This is a genomic window from Aestuariicoccus sp. MJ-SS9 (genome assembly GCF_032586235.1).
GTDB lineage: Bacteria > Pseudomonadota > Alphaproteobacteria > Rhodobacterales > Rhodobacteraceae > Aestuariicoccus.
Genome location: NZ_JAWHTD010000006.1, coordinates 69,210 through 90,726 on the forward strand (window position 1 = coordinate 69,210; position 21,517 = coordinate 90,726).

Genomic DNA, 21,517 nt, shown 5'->3' on the forward strand with positions numbered 1-21,517 from the left:
CCCGGGGTCGAAAACACGTTACCCCGCGCGGCAAATCCTGACAGAGGAACACAGCCAATGACCGCGCCCAAGAAAGTCGTGCTTGCCTATTCCGGGGGCCTCGACACCTCGATCATCCTGAAATGGCTGCAAACCGAATACGGTTGCGAGGTGGTGACCTTCACCGCCGATCTGGGCCAGGGCGAAGAGCTGGAACCGGCGCGCGAGAAAGCGCAACTGTTGGGGATCGCGCCCGAGAACATCTATATCGAGGACGTGCGCGAGGAATTCGTGCGCGACTTCGTCTTCCCGATGTTCCGCGCCAATGCGCTTTACGAGGGTCTCTACCTGCTGGGCACCTCCATCGCGCGGCCGCTGATTTCCAAGCGGCTGGTCGAGATCGCCGCCGAAACCGGGGCCGATGCCGTGGCGCACGGGGCCACTGGCAAGGGCAACGACCAAGTGCGGTTCGAACTGGCGGCCTATGCGCTCAACCCCGACATCAAGGTCATCGCGCCGTGGCGCGAATGGGATCTGACCAGCCGGACCAAGCTGATCGACTTCGCCGAAAAGAACCAGATCCCCATCGCCAAGGACAAGCGCGGCGAGGCGCCGTTCTCGGTCGACGCCAACCTTCTGCACACCTCGTCCGAGGGCAAGGTGCTGGAGGATCCCGCGCAAGAGGCCCCCGATTACGTCTACCAGCGCACGAACCACCCCGAGGACGCGCCCGACACCCCCGAATATATCGAGATCGGCTTTGAAAAAGGCGATGCGGTGTCGATCAACGGCGAGGCCCTGTCGCCCGCCACGATCCTGACCCGGCTCAACGAATACGGCCGCGTGCACGGCATCGGCCGTCTCGATCTGGTCGAGGGTCGCTTTGTCGGCATGAAGTCGCGCGGCATCTACGAAACGCCCGGCGGCACCATCCTGCTTGAGGCGCATCGCGGGATCGAACAGATCACGCTCGACCGCGGCGCTGCGCATCTGAAAGACCAGATCATGCCGCAATACGCCGAGCTGATCTACAACGGCTTCTGGTACAGCCCCGAACGCGAGATGCTGCAGGCGCTGATCGACCGCAGCCAGGAACACGTCACCGGCACCGTCCGGCTGAAGCTCTACAAGGGTCTCGCCCGCACCGTCGGCCGCTGGTCGGACCATTCGCTTTACTCCGAGGCCCATGTGACCTTCGAGGACGACGCCGGCGCCTACGACCAGAAAGACGCCGCCGGGTTCATCCAGCTGAACGCCCTGCGCCTGAAACTGCTGGCGGCGCGTGATCGCCGGCTGAAGGGCTAAGACCATGTCGCGGGTTGGCCGGTTCCGAGTGGATTGGCCGACCTTCGCGGGCGCCATGATGTTCATCCTCTTCGGCGCCGGTTTCGGCGGCTTCGGCCTTTGGCAGCTGGTCACGACCTTCAGCTTTCTGAGAAATGCGGTGCCCATTGAGGCGCTGCTGGTCGCATCCAATCGCTCCTGCGATGACGACGGCTGTACCTACTGGCCCGAATTCTCGTTCCAGTCCCCGGACGGCATCCCTCATAGCCTGCAAACCCAATTCGGCTCTTCGGCCTATGGCTGGGCCGAGGACAGCACGCAGACGATCCTCTACAATGCCGGTTACGGCTATGTCCGGATACCGGGTGCCGACGACCTTTGGCTGCTGGGCGGCGGGTGCTTTGCGCTGGGCGGATTGGTGTTCTGCCTCGGCTTCTGGATCCTGTTTCGGATGACGTTTTCGCGGGTTAAGCCGAGATAGAGACTGATTTTCGACGGAACTAACCCATGGCCGATCTTTCCGAATTCGTCGCTGCCCAGGACAAGGTCTGGGATCAGGTGGTGGCAGAAGTGACCGCCGGGCGGAAGACAACGCACTGGATCTGGTGGGTGTTTCCGCAGCTCGCCAGCCTTGGCCGGTCCCTGCGCGCCCGGCATTTCGGGTTGTCCGGTCTCGATGACGCGACGGCCTATCTGGCGCATCCCGTTCTGGGCCCGCGGCTGGTCGAGGTGTCTAACTTGCTTTTGTCCCACGCGGGCACGCCGCCCGAGGATATTCTTGGCCAAGTCGATGCACTCAATGTGCGGTCCTGCATGACCCTTTTCGAAGCGGTGCCAGATGCGCCGCCGGTCCTTGCGAACGTGCTGAACAGACTCTATTCCGGCGCAAGATGCCCGATCACGCAGGACGAGATCGGCTAGGCCGTCAGCCTGACCGCCGAAAGCCGGTCGTAGAACGGCATGACCTCGGCCACCATCTCTTCGAACCCCGTCGTGTCCGGCAGCGCCCCCTCTGCCCCGGCAAAGCCCGTGGACCGGTGCACCGCGCCGTACCAATGCGCGGCCCAGACCCCGTCCGCCGGATGACCGCCCAGGGGCCAGGACAGCATCGCCGGATCCCAGTCGAGCCCCACCGCATCGCAAAGCTGGCGCAGCATCGCCTCGGGGTTTTCGCGGATATCGGCGCTGTCGATCACCACCGGGGTCTGGCCCAGCGCGCAGGCATGATCGTAAAGCTCTGCCTGCAGGCGGAAACCCAGATCCTCGGCCGTCGTCTCGGGATAGCCCTTTAGGAACGACGCCGCCACGCGCGCCGGGTGACGGATCAGAAAGACGTTGACGCACTCGGCCATGAACCCGCGCGGAATGCCCGGGACTATGTGCTGGCACATATGCTTGTGATAGGCATGCGGTTTGCCGCCCGGGATCGGGCCGATCAGGCTCTGTTCCACCTCGAACGTGCCTTCCGGGCGGCTTTTGACGATAGCATCTCGCATCGGGTGATCGAGGCCGGTGGCGCGCAGGTAAGGGCCATAGAACGGCTCGTCTACCACGTGGACATCCGCGCGCTGGCCAAAGGCGTACATCATCGCCGTCGACAGATTGCGCGGCCCGCTCCACATCGCGATGCGCATCAGGCCCCCACCAGCTCCTTGTAAAGCTGCCGAAGACGCGCCGTCACCGGCCCCATCTGCCCGTCGCCGATCTGCCGCCCGTCGATGGACGACACAGGCGTCTGCGCGCCGAAGGTTCCCGTAAGAAACGCCTCGTCCGCGCCATAGGCATCGACCAGCGAATAATTCCGCTCGAACACCGGAATCCCGTTGGCGCGGCAGAGGTCGATCACCTTTTGCCGCGTGATCCCGTTCATGCAGTAATCGCCCGTACTGGTCCAAACCTCGCCCTTGCGGACGATGAAGAAGTTGCAGGCATTCGTGGTGTTCACGAAGCCATGCACATCCAGCATCAGCGCCTCGTCCGCGCCAGCCTTTTCGGCGGCGATACAGGCCAGAACGCAATTCAGCTTGGAATGGGAATTCAGCTTGGGATCCTGGGTCATCGGCAGGCCGCGGATTTGCGGGACGGTGGCGAGGCGAATAGGGCGCGGAATGGAAGGGCGGGAATGTTCCATGATGATGACCATCGTCGGACCTGACCGCGACAGCGACGGGTGCTGAAACGGCCGCACCTTCACCCCGCGCGTGACCATCAGGCGCGCGTGGGCGTCCGTCTCCATCCCGTTGGCCTGTCGCGTCTGCTCCAGCGCGGCGATCACGCTGGCGCGGTCCATCCCGATGTCCAGATCGATGGCCTTGGCAGCCTCGAACAGCCGGTCGAGATGTTCGTCCAGAAACGACCAGCGCCCATGATAGAGCCGCAATCCCTCCCACACCCCGTCGCCCAGCATAAAGCCGGAATCGAAGACGCTGACCGTCGCCTCGGCGCGCGGTTTCAGCTGGCCATCGACCCAGATGAGGATGTTTTCATTGCGCGCATCGTCCTGCGCCTGATGTGTGGTGACCTGATCCATGCCGCCACGCTAGGCCCGCCGTTCGGGTCACGCAAGCTCACCTTCCGGTGAAATCGTGTTGCGGCCCTTGCGGGATGTGCCGCTCGGGCGCAGCCTGTATGAGAGAGGAGACCACAATGCCCCACCTGATGACCGCTCGCCCCTGGCTATTGTCGCTGATGATCCTTGCAGGACTGGCAATCAACGCCCACCGCGCCCATGCCGGAGAGCTGCGCCATATCGTCGTCGCGGGCGGCTGTTTCTGGTGCGTCGAGGCGGATTTCGAGAAGGTCAAAGGGGTGACAGAGGCCGTGTCGGGCTATACCGGCGGCACCACCGAGAACCCTACCTACAAGCAAGTCACGCGCGGCGGCACCGGCCATTACGAGGCGGTGCGCATTGACTACGACAGCGGCGTCGTGACCCGCGATGAGCTTTATCACCTCTTCTTCCGCTCGGTCGATCCGACCGATGCGGGCGGGCAGTTCTGCGATCGGGGCGACAGCTATCGCACGGCGATATTCGTCTCTAACCCGGCGGAAAAGGCAGCGGCGACACGGGCGAAGGCTGAAGCCGAAAAGGCGCTGGGGCGCAAGATCGTGACGCCGATCCTTGAGGCCGGACTGTTCTACAAGGCCGAGGCCTATCATCAGGATTACTACAAGGGCACCAAGCGCGTGCTGACCCGGTTCGGCGCGATCCGGCAGGCGGATGCCTACAAGCGGTATCGCAAGGGCTGCAAACGCGACGCGCGGATCGAAAAGCTGTGGGGCAAGGACGCGCCCTTTATCAGTGGCTAAAGCCGGGCGTCCTGCACATCCTTCAGATCTGGGATCACGTCGGCCGTCCCGGCCCGTGTCACCATGATCGCCGCCGCCTGCGTGGCAAGACCGATGGCCTGCGCCATTGGCATCCCCCGATCCAACCCGGCGATAAGATAGCCGGTAAAGGTGTCGCCCGCGCCTGTGGTGTCGACTGGCGTCACCGGAATGGCGGCAAAGGCCCGATCGGTGCCGTCATCGGTGTTGTACCAGCGGCAGCCCTCGGCCCCCAGCGTCACGACGACATCCCGCACCGGCAGCTTATCGGGCGACAGACCCGTGGCCGCCTGAAGCTGCGCCGCTTCGATCTCGTTCAGCACCAGCAGATCGAGCAACGGCAACACTGCCTGCACCGCCCGGGCATCGAAGGGTGCCGCGGCATAGGCCACGCGCATTCCCTTGGCAGACGCCATGCGCGCGCCTTCGGCTTGCGCGTTGGTTTCGTTCTGAAAGAGGAACGTGTCCTCGGGGACTGCGGGTTCCAGCGCGAGGGCGATTTCAGTCTCTGACAAGGTCCAATTCGCGCCGCGATGCAGGATGATCGAGTTCTCGCCCCCCGCGTCGACCAGGATGATCGCATGGCCGGTATCCTCGGCCGCGGTGGCGATGTGGCGGGTGTCGACGCCGTATTCGGTCAGACGTTCAACCGCCCAGCGCCCATCCGCGCCGACCGCGCCGATATGCACCACATGCGCCGCCGCCCGCGCCACGGCGACGGACATGTTCGCACCCTTGCCGCCCAAGCCCCGGGTCAGCGTGTCAGAGGCCAGAGTCTCGCCCGGCCCCGGCAGATGCGGAAGCTGGTAGAAGAGATCGGCGTTGATGGAGCCAAGGTTGTAGATCGTCATCCTCAGCCCACCTTGCACGCCGCAAGAACCGCCATGTTCAGAATGTCGTTCGCGGTCATGTTGGTCGAACAGATCTGGATCGACTTGTCGACACCGGCCAGGATCGGCCCGATCACCGTCGCACCGGCCATCTCTTGCATCAATTTGACGCTGATCGAGGCGGAATGCCGCGCGGGCACAACGAGGATATTCGCCGGGCCGGTCAGGCGCTGGAAGGGATAGGCCTCTTGCGCGTGGGAATTGAGCGCGACATCGACGGTCATCTCGCCCTCGTATTCAAAGCTGACGCCGCGCTTTGCCAACACATCCGGGGCCAGGTGCATCTTTTCCGCGCGTTCCGACACCGGATAGCCGAATGTCGAAAAGCTGACGAAGGCCACGCGTGGTTCCAGACCCAGATGCCGGGCCACCCCGGCAGCGCGTTCGGCGATATTGGCCAGGTCGTGCTCGTCGGGCCATTCGTGCACCAGCGTGTCGGCGATCATCACGATCCGCCCCTTGTGCAGCAGGGTCGTCACCCCGGCGGCGCCGTGCTGGGCGTCGGCGTCAAAGACGTGGTTGATCAGCTCCATCACATGGGCCGATTTCCGCGTCGCCCCGGTGACCAGCCCATCGCCATGCCCATGCGCCAGCATCAGCGCGGCAAAGACATGCCGGTCGCGCGCCGCCATGCGGTGAATATCGGTCCGGTCAAAGCCCTTGCGCTGAAGCCGCTGGTAGAGAAATGCCTTGTACGTCTCGAGATAGCGGGTGTTCGCGGCGTTCACGACCTCGATCTCGCGCACGGCGTCGCCCAGCCCGGCGGCCTCCAGCTTGGCCTTCACATCCGGCTCGCGGCCCACGACCAACGCCTTGCCCAGACCCGACCTCTGATACATCACCGCCGCGCGCAGCACGCGGGGGTCGTCGCCCTCGGCAAAGATCATGCGAGCCTGCGCCGCACGGGCCCGGGCGTTGATGCCGCGCAGGATGCTGGCGGTCGGGTCCATCCGCCCGCGCAGACCGACCTCATAGGCCTCCATGTCGATGATCGGACGCCGCGCAGCGCCGGTGTCCATCCCCGCCTTGGCGACAGCGGGCGGAATGCGGTGGATGAGGCGCGGATCAAAGGGCGTCGGGATGATGTAATCCCGCCCGAAGGTCAGGTTCTTGCCATAGGCCAGCGCCACCTCGTCGGGCACATCCTCACGCGCCAGCGCCGCCAGCGCCTCGGCGCAGGCGATCTTCATTTCGTCGTTGATGGCGCGGGAGTGGATATCCAGCGCCCCGCGGAAGAGGTAGGGAAAGCCCAGAACGTTGTTCACCTGGTTCGGATAGTCGCTGCGCCCGGTGGCGACGATGGCATCGGCGCGCACCGCATGGGCGTCTTCGGGCGTGATCTCGGGGTCGGGGTTCGCCATGGCGAAGATCACCGGATCGTCCGCCATGCTGGCGACCATGTCGGGTGTGACGGCCCCCTTGGCGCTGACCCCCAGGAACACGTCCGCGCCTTTCATCGCCTCCTCGAGGCTGCGCGCCTCGGTCTTGACCGCATGGGCGGATTTCCACTGGTTCATGCCCTCGGTGCGGCCCTGATAGATGACGCCCTTGGTGTCGCAGACGATGCAATTGTCATGCCTGGCGCCCATCGACTTGAGCAGCTCTATGCAGGCGATCCCCGCCGCCCCCGCACCGTTCAGCACGATCTTGACGTCGCCGATATCCTTGCCGCTGAGATGCAGCGCGTTGATCAGCCCCGCGGCGCAGATCACCGCCGTGCCGTGCTGGTCGTCGTGGAACACCGGGATATCCAGCTGCTCTTTCAGCGTCTGCTCGATGATGAAGCATTCAGGCGCCTTGATGTCCTCGAGGTTGATGCCCCCAAAGGTCGGCGCCATCAGCCGCACGGCCTTGATGAATTCGTCCGGGTCCTCGGTATCCAGCTCGATGTCGATGGAATTCACGTCGGCGAAGCGTTTGAAGAGCACCGACTTGCCCTCCATCACCGGCTTCGACCCAAGCGCGCCGAGGTTCCCCAGCCCCAGCACCGCCGTCCCGTTCGAGATAACGGCCACCAGGTTGCCCTTGTTGGTATAGTCATAAGCCAGCTCGGGGTTTTCGGCGATATCCTCGCAGGGCACCGCGACACCGGGGGAATAGGCCAGGCTCAGATCCCGCTGCGTGGTCATCGGGACGGTCGCGTTGACCTCCCATTTGCCGGGGGTGGGTTCCAAGTGAAAGGCCAGCGCCTCTTCGCGGGTGAATTTCAGTTTCGACATGTCCGTTCCCAATGCTGCGGCGGGAATATCGGGTTTCGCCGCCGTGTTGCAGGCCTTAATGTCACGACAAAGCAGCAGGGGGTAGTCTGTGAGCGCTAACAGCAGCAGTGTAACGCCAATGATGGCGCAATATCTCGAGATCAAGGCGCAATACCCCGATGCGCTCTTGTTCTACCGGATGGGCGATTTCTACGAGATGTTCTTCGACGATGCTGCCGCCGCGGCCGAGGCGCTGGACATTGCGCTGACCAAGCGGGGCAAGCACGCGGGCGACGACATCCCCATGTGCGGCGTGCCGGTGCATTCCGCCGACGGCTATCTGCAGACCCTGATCCGCAAGGGCTTTCGCGTGGCGGTCTGCGAACAGATGGAGAGCCCTGCCGAGGCGAAGAAGCGCGGGTCGAAATCCGTGGTCAAGCGCGACGTGATACGGCTGGTCACCCCCGGCACCCTGACCGAGGAATCGCTGCTTGAAGCGCGGCGGCACAATTATCTGGCGGCGTTGTGCCGGGTCAGAGACGAATTTGCCCTGTCCTGGGCCGATATCTCGACCGGCGCGTTTCACGTCATGCCCCTGACCCAGGCCCGGATCGGCGCAGAGCTGGCGCGCCTTGCCCCAAGCGAGGTTCTGGTGTCGGAAAGCGTCGAGGAAACTCTGCGCGCCGTGCTGTCGGATCTGGGGATCCTGCCCACGGTGCTTGCCCCCGCGTCCTTCGACAGCACCGGGGCCGAGGCGCGGCTGTGCGCGCTCTTCGGGGTGCAGACTTTGGCCGGGTTCGGCAATTTCGCGCGGCCCGAACTGTCGGCCATGGGGGCGCTTGTCGATTACCTCGACATCACGCAGAAAGGCCGCCTGCCGCTGCTGCGCCCTCCGCAGAAGGACGCCATCGGTCGGCTGATGCAGATCGACTCGGCTACGCGGCGCAACCTGGAACTGACGCATTCCATGAACGGCGGGCGTTCAGGGTCGCTCTTGTCGGTCATCGACCGGACGGTCACGGCAGGCGGTGCGCGGTTGTTGGAGCGGCGGATCACCTCGCCCTCGCGCGACCTTGCGATCGTGCACGATCGGCTGGCGGCCATCGACTGGGCGATCGAGGCGGATCAGGCTCTATCCCTGCGCGATATGCTGCGGAAGGTGCCCGATCTGGACCGCGCGTTGTCGCGGCTCGGGCTGGATCGCGGCGGCCCGCGCGATCTGGCGGCGGTCCGCAACGCGCTGACCCAGGCATCCGATATTGCCGAGACGCTGGCGAGTGCCGAACTGCCCGATCTTCTGGCCGAGGCGCGCAGCGCGCTGACCGGCCACGACCCGCTGATCGACCTGCTGGATGCCGCGCTGGTCGCTGAACCCCCTCTGCTGGCCCGCGACGGCGGTTTCATCGCGCCCGGATACGACGACGCGCTCGACGAGGCCCGCAAACTGCGCGACGAAGGGCGCGGCGTGATTGCGGGTATGCAAGCGGATTATGCGGCGCAGACCGGGGTCGGGTCGCTCAAGATCAAGCACAACAACGTGCTGGGCTATTTCATCGAAACCACGGCGACCCATGCCGAAAAGATGCAGTCGCCGCCGCTGTCGGATACGTTCATTCACCGCCAGACCACCGCCAACCAGGTGCGCTTTACCACGGTCGAGCTGTCAGAGCTGGAAACCCGCATCCTCAACGCCGGCGGCGAAGCGCTGGAGATCGAAAAGCGGCTCTATGACACCCTGAAAGCGGCTATTCTCGAGGTCGCACCGGCGATCTCGGAAACCTCGCTGGGGCTGGCCGAGATCGACCTGGCGCTGGCACTGGCTGATCTGGCGCGCGCGCAGGACTGGTGCAAGCCACATGTTGACGACAGCCGCGCCTTTGCCATCGAGGGCGGTCGTCACCCGGTGGTGGAACGCGCGCTGCAACAGGCGGGCGAGACCTTCATCGCCAACGATTGCGACCTCAGCGCTGATGGCGAGGCCGCATCGGTCACGCTTTTGACCGGGCCGAACATGGCCGGTAAATCGACCTTCCTGCGGCAGAACGCGCTGATCGCGCTCTTGGCGCAGATCGGAAGCTATGTTCCCGCGCGCAACGCGCATATCGGGCTGGTCAGCCAGATTTTCAGCCGTGTCGGCGCGTCTGACGATCTGGCGCGCGGGCGCTCGACCTTCATGGTCGAGATGGTCGAAACCGCCGCGATCCTCAATCAGGCCGACGACCGCGCGCTTGTGATCCTCGACGAGATCGGGCGCGGCACGGCGACCTATGACGGGCTTTCCATCGCCTGGGCCACGCTGGAACATCTGCACGCCGGGAACCGGGTGCGCGGGCTGTTCGCCACACATTACCACGAGTTGACCGCGCTTGCGGGCAAGCTCGACGGGGTGCGCAACGCCACCGTGGCAGTCAAGGAATGGAACGGCGAGGTGATTTTTTTGCACGAGGTCCGCGACGGCGCCGCCGACCGCAGCTACGGCGTGCAGGTGGCGCAGCTGGCCGGTCTGCCCAAGCCGGTGATCGAACGGGCCCGCACGGTTCTGGATGCGCTGGAAAAGGGCGAGCGGGACAAGACATCGCCCAAGGCGCTGATCGACAATCTGCCACTCTTTTCCGCCGTCAGCGCAACGCCGCCGCCCGCACCCAAGTCAGGCCCGTCCCCCGTAGAGGACAGGCTGAAGGACATACATCCGGATGAAATGACCCCGCGCGAGGCCTTGCAGGCGCTTTACGACCTCAAGGCGCTGGCGCGAGATTAGACCCGCATTGACCTATGACGCAGGGGTCGAGCTGACGCCGACCTGTGCGGGACGCAGCAGCCGGTCGTACAGCATGAAGCCCTCGGTCGACACCTGGATGATGTCACCCGCCTTGGTACCGGGCACCGGCGCCTCGAACATGGCTTCATGCGTCTTGGGGTCGAATTTTTCGCCGACCTCGGGGGTGATGCGCGTCACGCCGTGGCGTTCGAATACCTTCATCAGCTCGCGCAGCGTCAGTTCCACACCCTCGACGATGGGGCTTGCCGGGCCATCGCCCTGCTCTTCCTTCGCAGCGGCCAATGCGCGGTGCAGGTTGTCGTAGACCGGCAGCAGATCGCGTGCGATTCGCGTGCCGCCGTATTGCTGCGCCTCGCGACGGTCCCGGTCCGCACGTTTGCGCGCATTGTCGGCGTCGGCCAGCGCGCGCATGAAACGGTCCTTCAGTTCGTCCCGCTCGGCGCGCAGACTGTCCAGTTCCATCGCCTCATCGTCAATCTCGGCCATATCGTCAGCATAAGCCTCGGCCTCGGCCGTTTCGATATCGTCGAGAAAATCTTCTTTCTTCGGATCTGCCATTCGTACCTCTAGCTCCGGTCGGAGATAAGCTTGCCCACCAGCTGCGCCGTGTAGTCCACAATCGGGACAATCCGGCCATAGTTCAGACGCGTGGGGCCGATTACGCCCACCGCGCCAATGATCTTACGGTCAGCGTTCATATAAGGAGACACCACCAGAGAGGAACCCGAAAGTGAGAAAAGTTTATTCTCCGACCCGATAAAAATGCGCACACCCTCGCCGTCCTCGGCCAGTTCGAGGAATTCGGCGATGTCCTGTTTGCGCTCGAGGTCGTCGAACAGACTGCGGATGCGCTCCAGCTCTTCGGCCTGCCCGTCCTGCCCCAGCAGATTCGCCCGGCCTCGCACGATCAGACGCCCGGAATTGTCTGACTCGCTATCCCAGATCGCCATCCCCGATTCGACCATATCCGCCGCCAGCGAATCGAGCTCTTGCCGCCGCTTGGCGATTTCCAGCGTCATCACCCGCCGCAGCTCGGACAGGGTGCGCCCCTCGATCAGGGCATTAAGGAAATTCGCCGCCTCGCGCATCGAGCTGGGCGTCTGCCCGGGTGGCGGCGTGAACAGCCGGTTTTCCACATGGCCGTCGGCAAAGACCAGAACCACCAGCGCGCGGTCGTGGCCGAGGCTGACGAACTCAATGTGCTTCATCGGCGCTTCGTGCTTGGGCGTCAGCACCAAAGACGCGCCATGGGTCACGCCAGACAAGGCCGACCCGACCCGGTCCAGCAGACCGCTGACATTGTCGGCGTTCGACGACATTGTCGCGTCCAGCTTGACGCGGTCGTCATTGTCGAGCTCGCGCACCTCCAGCAGCCCGTCCACGAACATCCGCAGCCCCAGCTGCGTCGGAATGCGGCCGGCGCTGACATGGGGGCTGTCGAGAAGGCCCAGGAATTCCAGATCCTGCATGACGTTGCGGATCGTCGCGGCAGACACCTTTTCGCTAAGCGTGCGCGTCAGCGTGCGCGACCCGACCGGCTCACCAGTGTCAAGATACCCCTCGACCACCCGGCGAAACACCTCGCGCGAGCGGTCGTTCATCTGTTCCAGAAGATGTGCGGCGTCCTGCATCGTCATTCCAATCCACCCCGGTCATTAAAGACGGCCTGACCCAAAGGTCAATCAGGGTTGCAAGCAACGGTCGGCGACCATATCCCCAAGCAAAGCTTTGGAGAGGATCTCATGAGACCGTCTGGACGGAATTTAAGCGAAATGCGCGCCGTTTCAATCGAAACGGATGTCACGAAACACGCCGAAGGGTCGTGTCTGATTCGAATGGGCGATACCCATGTGCTCTGCACCGCCACCGTCGAGGACCGTGTGCCGCCCTTCATCAAGGGCAGCGGGCTTGGCTGGGTGACCGCGGAATACGGCATGTTGCCCCGCTCGACCACCAGCCGGATGCGGCGCGAGGCGACGGCGGGCAAGCAAGGCGGGCGCACGGTGGAAATCCAACGCCTGATCGGCCGCAGCCTGCGCGCCGGGATCGACCGCGTTGCGCTGGGTGAGAGACAGATCACTGTCGATTGCGACGTGATCCAGGCCGATGGTGGCACCCGCTGCGCCTCGATCACCGGTGGCTGGGTTGCGCTGCGGCTGGCCGTCAACAAGCTGATGAAGGCGCGCGAGGTGATCAGCGATCCGCTGATCTCGCCCGTCGCGGCGGTCAGCTGCGGGATTTACGCCGGGCAGGCCGTTCTCGACCTCGACTATCCCGAGGACAGCGAGGCCGGGGTCGACGGCAACTTCATCCTGCGCGGCGACGGCCAGCTGATCGAGGTGCAGATGTCCGCCGAGGGCGCGACCTTCTCGCGCGATCAGATGGCGCAGCTGATGGACCTGGCCGAGGCCGGCGTCGCCGATCTGGTCGAGGCGCAGCTGGCGGCCACCGCATGACCCGCAAGTTCAACGGCGACCGCCTGCTGGTCGCGACCCACAACAAGGGCAAGCTGGAAGAGATCGCCGATCTTCTGGCGCCCTTCGGGGTGACCGTCGTCGGCGCCGCCGAGATGAACCTGCCCGAACCGGTCGAGGACGGGACCAGCTTTGTGGAAAACGCCCGTATCAAGGCCCATGCCGCCGCCAAGGCCACCGGCCTGCCCGCGCTGTCCGACGACAGCGGGATCGAGATCGACGCGCTGGACAAGGCGCCCGGCATCTACACCGCCGATTGGGCCGAAACAGACTCCGGTCGCGACTTTGTCATGGCCATGACGCGCGCCCATGACGAACTGTTGGAACGCGGTGCGCCCGAACCGTGGACCGCGCGGTTCTGCTGCACCCTGGTGCTGGCCTGGCCCGATGGCCATGACGAGGTCTTCCCCGGCGTGATGGAAGGAAAGGTCGTCTGGCCCATGCGCGGCGATCAGGGGCACGGCTATGACCCTGTTTTTCAGCCCGAAGGATACGACATCACCTTCGGTGAAATGGACCGCTGGGAAAAGAACAAGATCAGCCACCGCGCCGACGCCTTCGCCAAGTTCGTGAAAGGCTGCTTTGACTGAGGATTGGCAGAACGGCGGGTTCGGGCTTTACGTCCATTGGCCGTTCTGCGAGGCCAAGTGCCCCTATTGCGACTTCAACAGCCATGTGGTCGCGCAGGTCGATCAGACCCGCTGGGCCGAGGCTCTGGCCCGCGAAATCCGCCTTCAGGGTGAAAAAACCGAAGGCCGCGCGCTGTCCTCGATCTTTTTCGGGGGCGGGACTCCGTCTCTGATGTTGCCCGAAACGGTCGAAACGGTGCTTCGCGCCAGCCGCGACCACTGGGCCTGGGCCAACGACATCGAGATCACGATGGAGGCCAACCCCCGCTCGGTCGAGGCCGCCCGGTTCGAAGGCTACGCCCGCGCCGGGGTGAACCGCGTGTCGATGGGCATCCAGGCGCTGAACGACCCCGATCTGCGCCGTCTGGGCCGGTTGCACAGTGCCGCCGAGGCGCAGGCTGCGTTTCAGATCGCGCGACAGACCTTCGGCCGGGTCAGTTTCGATCTGATCTATGCGCGGCAGAACCAGTCGCTGGACGACTGGCGCGCCGAGCTTTCCACCGCGCTCGACATGGCCGCCGATCATCTGTCGCTTTACCAGCTGACTATCGAGGAAGGCACCGCCTTTTGGGACCGCGCCCGCGCTGGCGGTTTGCGCGGGTTGCCGGATGACGACTTGGCGGCGGATATGTACGAGGTGACGCAAAAGCTTTGCACCGTCGCCGGAATGCCCGCCTACGAGGTCTCGAACCACGCCAAACCCGGTGCGGAATCGCGGCACAACCTGATCTATTGGCGTAACGGCGACTGGGCCGCAGTCGGCCCTGGTGCGCATGGACGTTTGACGATTAACGGCCAGCGCCACGCTTTCGATGCGTTGAAGATGCCCAAGGCTTGGCTCGACGCCGCCGAGGGCGGTGCCACGACCTCAACATGGGGGCCGCTGAGCCTACAAGATCATGTGGGTGAAGCCATCATGATGGGGCTACGGGTCAGAGAAGGGATAGATGTCGACCGCGTGCGCCGCCTGTCCGATCACGCCCTGCCCCAGGACGCGGTTCAGGACCTTGTCCAGCTTGGAATGCTCTGGTCGAAAGAAGGACGGGTCGGCGCGACGCTGCGAGGGCGCATGGTGCTCAACAGCGTGATCGAACGGCTGTTGCCGGATTAATCGCCCCTGCTCAGGATCATGCAGAGCGAATCCAGTTGTTCGAGCGTGTCGTAGCTGATCGTCACCCGGCCCGACTCCCCGCCCGGCTTATGATCGACATAGACCTTCATCCCGAGCGCCGCGGACAGATCGCCCTCCAGCGCCTTGGTGTCCGCGTCCTTTTCGACACCAACACCGCTTGATCCGGGCTTCTTGGACGCCTCCCCCTTGTCACTCCCGGCCTTCGCCAGCTTTTCCGCCTCGCGCACCGAAAGCCCCTTGGTCGCAATCCTCTGCGCAAGCTCTTCCGGTTTCTCTGCGGTCACCAGGGTCCGCGCGTGACCAGCGGACAAGACCCCATCCATTACCATTTTCTGCACACTATCCGGCAGGTTCAGCAACCGAAGCAGGTTTGCGATGTGGCTGCGACTTTTGCCCAGGGCCTCGGCCATCTGTTCCTGCGTATGACCAAAGCGCGACATCAGCTGCTTGTAGCCCGCCGCTTCTTCAATCGGGTTCAGATCGGCCCGCTGGATATTCTCGATGATCGCAACCTCGAGAACCTCTGTATCGGTGAATTCGCGCACCAGAACCGGCAGCTCGTGCAGTTGCGCCCGCTGCGCCGCGCGCCAGCGGCGTTCCCCGGCGACAATCTGATACGTGTCCTCCGACCCCGGCTTGCGCCGGACGATCAGCGGCTGAAGAACGCCTTTGGCACGGATCGATTCGGACAATTCCGCCAGCCGGTCCTCGTCAAAACTGCGGCGCGGCTGATCGAGGTTCGGCTCCAGCCCCTCGATCGGGATGCGCGTCACACCGCCCTGGCCGGCCGAACCCTGCGCTGGCGATGCGGTCTGAGGATCGACATCGGCCATCAAAGCCGACAATCCGCGCCCCAAACCGCGACGTGCTTCTTTCCTGTCCGCCATCTTACTGCTCCTTCAGTTGGCGACCTAAGCCGCGAGTTTCGCGTTTTTCCGCAGCACTTCGACCGCCAAATCCCGATAGGCTCGCGCGCCCTTGGACGCGGTGTCGTAATTCAGAACAGGCATGGCAAAGGACGGCGCCTCGCTGACGCGGACGTTTCGGGGGATGACGGTTTGAAAGACCAGCTCGCCCAGATTGGCGCGCGCATCCGCTTCGACCTGTTGCGACAGGTTGTTGCGCGCGTCGTACATGGTCAGAACGACGCCCTCGATCCGCAGATCGTTGTTCGCCGTCTGCCGCACCTCGCGGATTGTCAACATCAGCTGCGACAACCCTTCCAGCGCGAAAAATTCGCTCTGCAACGGGATCAGCACGGAATGCGCGGCGACCATCGCGTTGACCGTCAAAAGGTTGAGAGACGGCGGGCAGTCGATCAGCACGAAGTCGAACGTGTAGGTATCCATCCCATGCTGACGCAGCGCGTCATGCAGCAGGAAACTGCGTTTTTCTGACGACATCAGCTCCATATCCGCCGAGCTTAGATCGACGGTTGCCGGGATGATGGACAGGTTTTCGATGCCTGTGTCCAGAATGATGTCAGCCAAAGGCGCATCGTCCAGCAGAAAATCGTAGGTCGTGTAATCGCGCCGCTCTGGATCAATGCCCAACCCGGTCGAGGCGTTGCCCTGCGGATCAAGATCGACGACCAATACGCTCAAGCCCTGTTCCGCCAGCGCGGCACCCAGATTGACGGTGGTCGTCGTCTTGCCAACGCCCCCTTTCTGGTTCGCCACCGCGACGATCTTGGGGCCCTGCGGGCGGGACAGGTCAGACATGCGAAAGCTCGTGAATTGCCAGGATTACTGCGTTTTTCTTGGTTATACTTGCGTGCGCCTCATAGCGAAAGCGCCATTTTGCCTGTGCAGCAAGAACTTCGTTCTGCCAGCTTTCGCCTTTTGAAAAAAGCGCGAGCCCGTCGGGTTTCAGGTGCAAATCCGTAATATCCAGCAGGCTGGTTAGATCGGCCACGGCCCGGGCGCTGATCACATCGCTTTGTACCGGAGCGAGCTTTTCGATACGCTTTGACAGGACAGTGACCCCAAGGTCTGTTTCACGTGAAACACTCCGCAGGAACGCGCATTTCCGCTGATCGCTTTCAACAAGCGTGATTTCAAGTTTGGGCAACAGTTCTTTCGCAAGCGCTGCAACCACCAAACCGGGGAACCCCGCACCGCTGCCGACATCGAGATAGGACCGGGCGCCCTCGGGGATCAAACGGAACAACTGCGCGCTGTCCAGGACGTGTCGCTGCCATGCATCTGCCAACGTCCCGGGTGCGACGAGATTGATCTTGGGCGACCACTTCTTCAACAAAACAACGTGGTGCTCGAGCCGCTCGATTGTTTCACGTGAAACAGGATGGCCTACGACGCTGTCCAGATCAGCGGTCATGCTGAGCGTTTGCGCATATTCTGACGCAGCTTCGACAACACCAGTGTCAGGCCCGCAGGCGTCATCCCATCAATCCGGGCGGCTTGGCCGATGCTTTCCGGCCGCGCCTTGGTCAGTTTACCGCGCAATTCTGCGGACAGGCCTTGGACCTCCTCAAAATCGAAATCCACGGGGATCGCCAAGGCCTCATCCCGTCTAAGCGCTTCGACGTCTTTTTGCTGCCGCTCGACATAATTCGCATAGAGCGCGTCTGTTTCCAGCTGCTGGCGGGTCTTGGCAGTGATCTCATCCACGTTCGGCACCAGGGGTGAAATATCCTCAAAACCGATCTCGGGGAAAGCCAGCACTTGGAAGAGGTTACGCTTTTGCCCATCTTGTTTCACCGGCAGACCCCCTGCCCGCAGTTCCGAGGGAGTCAAAACGCTAGATTCAAGAAGCTCCCTGGCGGAGTCCAGTGCATTCTGCTTTTCCAGAAAGGCTTTGCGACGCTCTTCCGACACAATACCCAGCACGATGGCGAGAGGCGTGAGCCGCTGATCCGCGTTATCGGCGCGCAACGAAAGACGGAATTCAGCGCGCGAGGTGAACATGCGGTAGGGTTCCGACACGCCGCGCGTGGTAAGATCGTCGATCATGACGCCGATATAGCTGTCCGCGCGGCTGAAGGTGACCCGCTCGCCCGCAAAGGCGTGACGCGCCGCGTTCAGTCCAGCCACCATGCCCTGCGCGGCGGCCTCCTCATATCCGGTGGTGCCGTTGATCTGCCCGGCGAGGTAAAGCCCCTTCAACCCATTCACCGCCAGCGTAGCATCCAGCGCGCGTGGATCCACGTAATCGTATTCAATGGCGTAGCCAGGCTGGAGGATCACCGCCTCTTCAAGCCCGACGATGCTGTGCACATAGTCGCGCTGCACATCCTCGGGCAGCGACGTCGAAATGCCGTTCGGATAGATGGTGTCGTCGCTCAGCCCCTCGGGTTCGAGAAAAATCTGATGCGAGGTTTTGTCCGCAAACCGGACAATCTTGTCCTCGATCGAGGGGCAATAGCGCGGGCCCACGCCATCGATGTGACCGCCGTACATGGCCGAGCGGGACAGGTTCTTTTCGATGATCTCATGTGTGTGCGCGTTTGTGTGCGTAATCCCGCAGGGCACCTGCCGCGCGGAAACCCTTTTCGACAGAAAGGAAAAGAGCACGGGATCATCGTCGCCTGGCTGCGTCTCCAGCACATCCCAACGGATCGTCCGCCCGTCCAGACGCGGGGGCGTTCCCGTTTTCAGCCGGCCGAGCGGAAGCCCGAAATCGTCGATCCTCTCTGCCAGCCGGACGGAAGGCTTGTCGCCCATCCGCCCCCCAGGCCGCGCCACATCGCCAATATGGATGACGCCGCGCAAAAATGTACCCGTGGTCAAAATAACGGCTGCAGCGCGAATATCGCTACCGTCCGCCAGCCGGATGCCAGCGATCTTGTCTTGCTCGAGGATGAAATCGGTCACCTCGCCAGAAACGACGCTAAGGTTCGGCGTCCCCTTGATCTCGGCCAGCATCGCGGACTTGTAGAGCTGCCGGTCGATTTGCGCGCGGGGCCCCTGAACCGCAGGTCCCTTCCGACGGTTCAAAAGCCGGAACTGGATGCCCGAAATATCCGCGGTGCGGCCCATGACGCCGTCCAGCGCGTCTATCTCGCGCACCAAGTGGCCTTTGCCCAGACCGCCAATCGCCGGATTGCAGGACATGACGCCGATGTTGTCCTCGGACAGGGTGACCAAAAACGTCTTCGCACCCATGCGCGCAGAGGCCGCCGCGGCCTCGACCCCCGCATGACCGCCGCCGATTACGATTACATCCGCGTCATTGTGTTTCACGTGAAACACTCCTCACTTGCCGAGACAGAAGCTCGCAAAGATTTCGTCCAACAGGTGCTCGACGTCGACGTGGCCCACCAGTGCGGACAGTTTCTGCGCTGCGACGCGCACCTCTTCCGCCGCAATATCATATTGCTCGGGTCCGTGTTCAAGAATTTCGAGCGCCTGCGCGATGTTCTCGCGGCCGTGGATCATCGCCACCCTGTGACGTTCCCGCGACGCAAGGCCGGCCTTGCGGACGCGATGAACCAACCGGTCCTTTATCTCCGCGATCAGCTCTGACACGCCCTGCCCGGACTTGGCCGAAATCCCCTTGGGGTCGCCGGTCATGTCGGCCTTGGTGGTCCGGACAAGATCGTCCGGCGACGGATCGACCGGCAGATCGGTCCCCTCGTCGATCAGAAAGATGCGGAGGTCCGCCGATTGCGCCCGCTCCAGCGCGCGTTTGACGCCCATCGCCTCGATCACGTCGTCGGTGTCGCGCATCCCTGCCGTGTCGAGGATCGTAACAGGGAGGCCGTCAAGGTCCATACGGACCTCGATCACGTCGCGGGTCGTTCCGGCGATGTCAGAGGTGATTGCGGCCTCTCGCCCCGCCAGCGCGTTCAACAAGGTCGATTTCCCGACATTGGGCGCGCCGACAATGGCGACCTCGAAGCCCGTGCGGACGCGTTCGGAAATGAAAGACCCGGCGATCTGCTGCTCCAGATCCGCATCGGTTTTCTGCAGCAGCTCCCGAACCTCGTCCGACACATCAACCGGCACATCCTCATCGGCGAAGTCGATCGTCGCCTCGAGCAAAGCGGCGGCGCGGATCAGATCGCGGCGCCAGACAGCCACCTTGTCACCGAACGCGCCTTCATGCACCGCCAAGGCCTGTTGCCGCTGCAATTCGGTTTCGGATTCGATCAGGTCGGCCAGCGCCTCGACCTGGATCAGGTCGAGCCGCCCGTTCTCCATCGCGCGGCGGGTGAATTCGCCCGGTTCCGCCTGGCGCAACCCGTCCAGCGCACCCAGTTCGCGCAGGACGGCGCGAACCACGGCAATGCTGCCGTGCAGGTGAAGCTCTGCGCTTTGTTCGCCCGTAAAGCTCGCCCCTTGCTCGAAGCACAGAACCAGTGGATCGTCCAGAAACGACCCATCCGCCGCCCTCAGGCGGCGCAGCCCGGCCATTCGCGGCGCCGGCAAGGACCCGCAAAGGCGTTCGACCGCCGCCCAGGACGCCGGCCCGGAAATGCGAATGATCGCAACGCCCGATTTTCCCTCGGCCGTTGCGAGCGCAAAGATCGTATCCATGTAACCCCCGGCGGGATCAGCTGTTCATCGAGTCGAAGAACTCGGCGTTGGATTTGGTCTGCTTGAGCTTCGAGATCAGGAACTCGATCGCATCCGTGGTCCCCATCGGGTTCAGGATGCGGCGCAGGACAAAGGTTTTTTGCAGATCGATCTTGTCGACCAGCAGATCCTCTTTCCGGGTGCCGGATTTGAGGATGTCCATCGCCGGGAAGACGCGCTTGTCGGCGACCTTGCGGTCGAGCACAATTTCCGAGTTACCGGTGCCTTTGAATTCCTCGAAGATGACCTCGTCCATGCGGCTGCCGGTGTCGATCAGCGCGGTGGCGATGATGGTCAACGACCCACCTTCCTCGATATTCCGCGCGGCACCGAAGAACCGCTTGGGCCGCTGCAGCGCGTTAGCGTCCACACCACCGGTCAGAACCTTACCCGAGGACGGCACAACGGTGTTGAACGCCCTACCAAGTCTTGTGATCGAGTCAAGAAGGATAACAACATCTCGTTTATGCTCGACCAGACGCTTGGCCTTTTCGATCACCATCTCGGACACAGCCACGTGCCGCGTTGCCGGTTCGTCGAAGGTCGAGGACACGACCTCCCCTTTCACAGACCGCTGCATGTCGGTCACCTCTTCCGGGCGTTCGTCGATCAGCAGGACGATCAGATAGCACTCGGGGTGATTGGTTTCGATCGAATGCGCCACGTTCTGCAGCAGCACCGTCTTACCGGTGCGCGGCGGCGCGGTGATCAGACAGCGCTGCCCCTTGCCGATGGGCGCCACCAGGTCGATGATCCGGGCCGAACGATCCTTGATGGTGGGATCCTCGATCTCCATCTTCAGGCGTTCGTCGGGATAGAGCGGCGTCAGGTTCTCAAAGCTCACCTTGTGGCGTGCACGCTCGGGCTCTTCAAAGTTGATCTGCGAGACATTGATCAGCGCAAAGTACCGCTCGTTATCCTCGGGCGCGCGAATGGCGCCGTCAATCGTGTCGCCGGTGCGCAACGAGTATTTGCGGATCATCTCGGGCGAGACATAGATGTCATCCGGGCCCGGCAGATAGTTCGCCTCGGGCGAGCGCAGAAATCCGAAACCGTCCTGCAAGACCTCAAGCACGCCGTCGCCAAAGATTTCCCAGCCTTCATCCGCCCGCTCACGCAGGATCTGGAACATCATTTCGCCTTTGCGCATGGTCGAGGCGTTCTCGATCTCAAGCTCTTCGGCCATGGACAGCAGATCCTTGGGGCTATGCGCCTTCAGATCCGCAAGGTTGAGTTTCTCGGTGCTCATGTACAACCTTCTGGCGCGGGAAACCGCGCAGTTCGTAGC

The 21,517-nt window shown here is 63.2% G+C and carries 20 protein-coding genes; 8 read left to right on the forward strand and 12 right to left on the reverse strand.

Annotated features, from left to right (window positions below; genetic code table 11):
• Positions 1–57 precede the first annotated feature (57 nt).
• The 3 genes from RXV88_RS06380 to RXV88_RS06390 are packed head-to-tail and all read left to right on the forward strand — an operon-like array spanning position 58 to position 2,184.
• Positions 58–1,284: an argininosuccinate synthase gene (locus tag RXV88_RS06380; protein ID WP_316291275.1), complete on the forward strand. Its 1,227-nt coding sequence runs from the start codon at positions 58–60 to the stop codon at positions 1,282–1,284.
• 4 nt (positions 1,285–1,288) lie between these two features.
• The gene (locus RXV88_RS06385; RefSeq protein WP_316291276.1) at positions 1,289–1,744 is read left to right on the forward strand and encodes a hypothetical protein; all 456 of its coding nucleotides are present in this window, start codon (positions 1,289–1,291) and stop codon (positions 1,742–1,744) included.
• A 26-nt stretch (positions 1,745–1,770) separates the two neighbouring features.
• Positions 1,771–2,184 (forward strand): DUF1810 domain-containing protein, encoded by a 414-nt coding sequence (locus RXV88_RS06390; RefSeq protein ID WP_316291277.1) that lies wholly within the window; start codon positions 1,771–1,773, stop codon positions 2,182–2,184.
• Here the strand turns inward: RXV88_RS06390 and RXV88_RS06395 are convergent.
• Positions 2,181–2,897: an HAD family hydrolase gene (locus tag RXV88_RS06395; protein WP_316291278.1), complete on the reverse strand. Its 717-nt coding sequence runs from the start codon at positions 2,895–2,897 to the stop codon at positions 2,181–2,183. The two genes, RXV88_RS06390 and RXV88_RS06395, sit on opposite strands and share 4 nt — an antisense overlap.
• Positions 2,897–3,793 (reverse strand): D-amino acid aminotransferase, encoded by an 897-nt coding sequence (locus RXV88_RS06400; protein ID WP_316291279.1) that lies wholly within the window; start codon positions 3,791–3,793, stop codon positions 2,897–2,899. The genes RXV88_RS06395 and RXV88_RS06400 overlap by 1 nt, the downstream gene beginning before the upstream one ends.
• Positions 3,794–3,909: 116 nt before the next feature.
• On the opposite strand from RXV88_RS06400, the gene msrA reads away from it, so the two are divergent.
• On the forward strand, positions 3,910–4,572 hold the full coding sequence (gene msrA, locus RXV88_RS06405) for a peptide-methionine (S)-S-oxide reductase MsrA (protein ID WP_316291280.1): 663 nt from the start codon (positions 3,910–3,912) through the stop codon (positions 4,570–4,572).
• Here the strand turns inward: msrA and RXV88_RS06410 are convergent.
• Complete coding sequence (locus tag RXV88_RS06410; protein ID WP_316291281.1) at positions 4,569–5,441, reverse strand: ribokinase; 873 nt, start codon at positions 5,439–5,441, stop codon at positions 4,569–4,571. The two genes, msrA and RXV88_RS06410, sit on opposite strands and share 4 nt — an antisense overlap.
• Before the next feature lie 2 nt (positions 5,442–5,443).
• Positions 5,444–7,699: an NADP-dependent malic enzyme gene (locus RXV88_RS06415; protein ID WP_316291283.1), complete on the reverse strand. Its 2,256-nt coding sequence runs from the start codon at positions 7,697–7,699 to the stop codon at positions 5,444–5,446.
• A gap of 118 nt (positions 7,700–7,817) precedes the next feature.
• On the opposite strand from RXV88_RS06415, the gene mutS reads away from it, so the two are divergent.
• Entirely contained in the window at positions 7,818–10,436 is a 2,619-nt protein-coding gene (gene mutS / locus RXV88_RS06420; protein WP_316291453.1) for a DNA mismatch repair protein MutS, read from the forward strand.
• A 12-nt stretch (positions 10,437–10,448) separates the two neighbouring features.
• Here the strand turns inward: mutS and RXV88_RS06425 are convergent, their stop codons facing one another.
• Together RXV88_RS06425 and hrcA are read right to left on the reverse strand one after the other, a co-directional pair.
• Positions 10,449–11,015 (reverse strand): nucleotide exchange factor GrpE, encoded by a 567-nt coding sequence (locus tag RXV88_RS06425; protein WP_316291284.1) that lies wholly within the window; start codon positions 11,013–11,015, stop codon positions 10,449–10,451.
• A gap of 8 nt (positions 11,016–11,023) precedes the next feature.
• Positions 11,024–12,088: a heat-inducible transcriptional repressor HrcA gene (hrcA, locus tag RXV88_RS06430; protein ID WP_316291454.1), complete on the reverse strand. Its 1,065-nt coding sequence runs from the start codon at positions 12,086–12,088 to the stop codon at positions 11,024–11,026.
• Between the two features lie 111 nt (positions 12,089–12,199).
• Here hrcA and rph point away from each other — a divergent pair, with 111 nt between their 5' ends.
• The 3 genes from rph to hemW are packed head-to-tail and all read left to right on the forward strand — an operon-like array spanning position 12,200 to position 14,671.
• Positions 12,200–12,913 (forward strand): ribonuclease PH, encoded by a 714-nt coding sequence (gene rph / locus RXV88_RS06435; RefSeq protein WP_316291286.1) that lies wholly within the window; start codon positions 12,200–12,202, stop codon positions 12,911–12,913.
• On the forward strand, positions 12,910–13,521 hold the full coding sequence (gene rdgB / locus RXV88_RS06440) for an RdgB/HAM1 family non-canonical purine NTP pyrophosphatase (protein ID WP_316291288.1): 612 nt from the start codon (positions 12,910–12,912) through the stop codon (positions 13,519–13,521). The genes rph and rdgB overlap by 4 nt, the downstream gene beginning before the upstream one ends.
• Complete coding sequence (gene hemW / locus RXV88_RS06445) at positions 13,514–14,671, forward strand: radical SAM family heme chaperone HemW (RefSeq protein ID WP_316291291.1); 1,158 nt, start codon at positions 13,514–13,516, stop codon at positions 14,669–14,671. Before rdgB ends, hemW begins: the two co-directional genes overlap by 8 nt.
• Here hemW and RXV88_RS06450 read toward each other — a convergent pair.
• From RXV88_RS06450 to rho, 6 genes are read right to left on the reverse strand one after another with little or no spacing between them, the layout of a single operon-like run.
• Positions 14,668–15,579, reverse strand: a complete 912-nt coding sequence (locus RXV88_RS06450; RefSeq protein ID WP_316291293.1) for a ParB/RepB/Spo0J family partition protein — start codon at positions 15,577–15,579, stop codon at positions 14,668–14,670. The two genes, hemW and RXV88_RS06450, sit on opposite strands and share 4 nt — an antisense overlap.
• A 24-nt stretch (positions 15,580–15,603) precedes the next feature.
• A complete protein-coding gene (locus RXV88_RS06455; RefSeq protein ID WP_316291294.1) occupies positions 15,604–16,413 on the reverse strand; it encodes a ParA family protein in 810 nt (269 codons plus the stop codon).
• On the reverse strand, positions 16,406–17,029 hold the full coding sequence (gene rsmG / locus RXV88_RS06460; RefSeq protein WP_316291295.1) for a 16S rRNA (guanine(527)-N(7))-methyltransferase RsmG: 624 nt from the start codon (positions 17,027–17,029) through the stop codon (positions 16,406–16,408). Before rsmG ends, RXV88_RS06455 begins: the two co-directional genes overlap by 8 nt.
• A complete protein-coding gene (mnmG, locus tag RXV88_RS06465; protein ID WP_316291296.1) occupies positions 17,026–18,894 on the reverse strand; it encodes a tRNA uridine-5-carboxymethylaminomethyl(34) synthesis enzyme MnmG in 1,869 nt (622 codons plus the stop codon). Before mnmG ends, rsmG begins: the two co-directional genes overlap by 4 nt.
• Positions 18,895–18,906: 12 nt before the next feature.
• Positions 18,907–20,190 carry a tRNA uridine-5-carboxymethylaminomethyl(34) synthesis GTPase MnmE gene (mnmE, locus tag RXV88_RS06470; RefSeq protein ID WP_316291298.1) on the reverse strand — a complete coding sequence of 428 codons (1,284 nt, stop codon included), beginning with the start codon at positions 20,188–20,190 and terminating at the stop codon, positions 18,907–18,909.
• A gap of 16 nt (positions 20,191–20,206) precedes the next feature.
• The gene (gene rho, locus RXV88_RS06475; protein WP_316291299.1) at positions 20,207–21,478 is read right to left on the reverse strand and encodes a transcription termination factor Rho; all 1,272 of its coding nucleotides are present in this window, start codon (positions 21,476–21,478) and stop codon (positions 20,207–20,209) included.
• Between the last annotated feature and the right edge of the window lie 39 nt (positions 21,479–21,517).

Bases quoted from the DNA above. Each gene is read 5' to 3' on its own strand.
- RXV88_RS06380 (WP_316291275.1), top strand. From the start codon at position 58: ATGACCGCGCCCAAGAAAGTCGTGCTTGCCTATTCCGGGGGCCTCGAC.
- RXV88_RS06385 (WP_316291276.1), top strand. From the start codon at position 1,289: ATGTCGCGGGTTGGCCGGTTCCGAGTGGATTGGCCGACCTTCGCGGGC.
- RXV88_RS06390 (WP_316291277.1), top strand. From the start codon at position 1,771: ATGGCCGATCTTTCCGAATTCGTCGCTGCCCAGGACAAGGTCTGGGAT.
- RXV88_RS06395 (WP_316291278.1), bottom strand. From the start codon at position 2,897: ATGCGCATCGCGATGTGGAGCGGGCCGCGCAATCTGTCGACGGCGATG.
- RXV88_RS06400 (WP_316291279.1), bottom strand. From the start codon at position 3,793: ATGGATCAGGTCACCACACATCAGGCGCAGGACGATGCGCGCAATGAA.
- msrA (WP_316291280.1), top strand. From the start codon at position 3,910: ATGCCCCACCTGATGACCGCTCGCCCCTGGCTATTGTCGCTGATGATC.
- RXV88_RS06410 (WP_316291281.1), bottom strand. From the start codon at position 5,441: ATGACGATCTACAACCTTGGCTCCATCAACGCCGATCTCTTCTACCAG.
- RXV88_RS06415 (WP_316291283.1), bottom strand. From the start codon at position 7,699: ATGTCGAAACTGAAATTCACCCGCGAAGAGGCGCTGGCCTTTCACTTG.
- mutS (WP_316291453.1), top strand. From the start codon at position 7,818: ATGATGGCGCAATATCTCGAGATCAAGGCGCAATACCCCGATGCGCTC.
- RXV88_RS06425 (WP_316291284.1), bottom strand. From the start codon at position 11,015: ATGGCAGATCCGAAGAAAGAAGATTTTCTCGACGATATCGAAACGGCC.
- hrcA (WP_316291454.1), bottom strand. From the start codon at position 12,088: ATGCAGGACGCCGCACATCTTCTGGAACAGATGAACGACCGCTCGCGC.
- rph (WP_316291286.1), top strand. From the start codon at position 12,200: ATGAGACCGTCTGGACGGAATTTAAGCGAAATGCGCGCCGTTTCAATC.
- rdgB (WP_316291288.1), top strand. From the start codon at position 12,910: ATGACCCGCAAGTTCAACGGCGACCGCCTGCTGGTCGCGACCCACAAC.
- RXV88_RS06450 (WP_316291293.1), bottom strand. From the start codon at position 15,579: ATGGCGGACAGGAAAGAAGCACGTCGCGGTTTGGGGCGCGGATTGTCG.
- RXV88_RS06455 (WP_316291294.1), bottom strand. From the start codon at position 16,413: ATGTCTGACCTGTCCCGCCCGCAGGGCCCCAAGATCGTCGCGGTGGCG.
- rsmG (WP_316291295.1), bottom strand. From the start codon at position 17,029: ATGACCGCTGATCTGGACAGCGTCGTAGGCCATCCTGTTTCACGTGAA.
- mnmE (WP_316291298.1), bottom strand. From the start codon at position 20,190: ATGGATACGATCTTTGCGCTCGCAACGGCCGAGGGAAAATCGGGCGTT.
- rho (WP_316291299.1), bottom strand. From the start codon at position 21,478: ATGAGCACCGAGAAACTCAACCTTGCGGATCTGAAGGCGCATAGCCCC.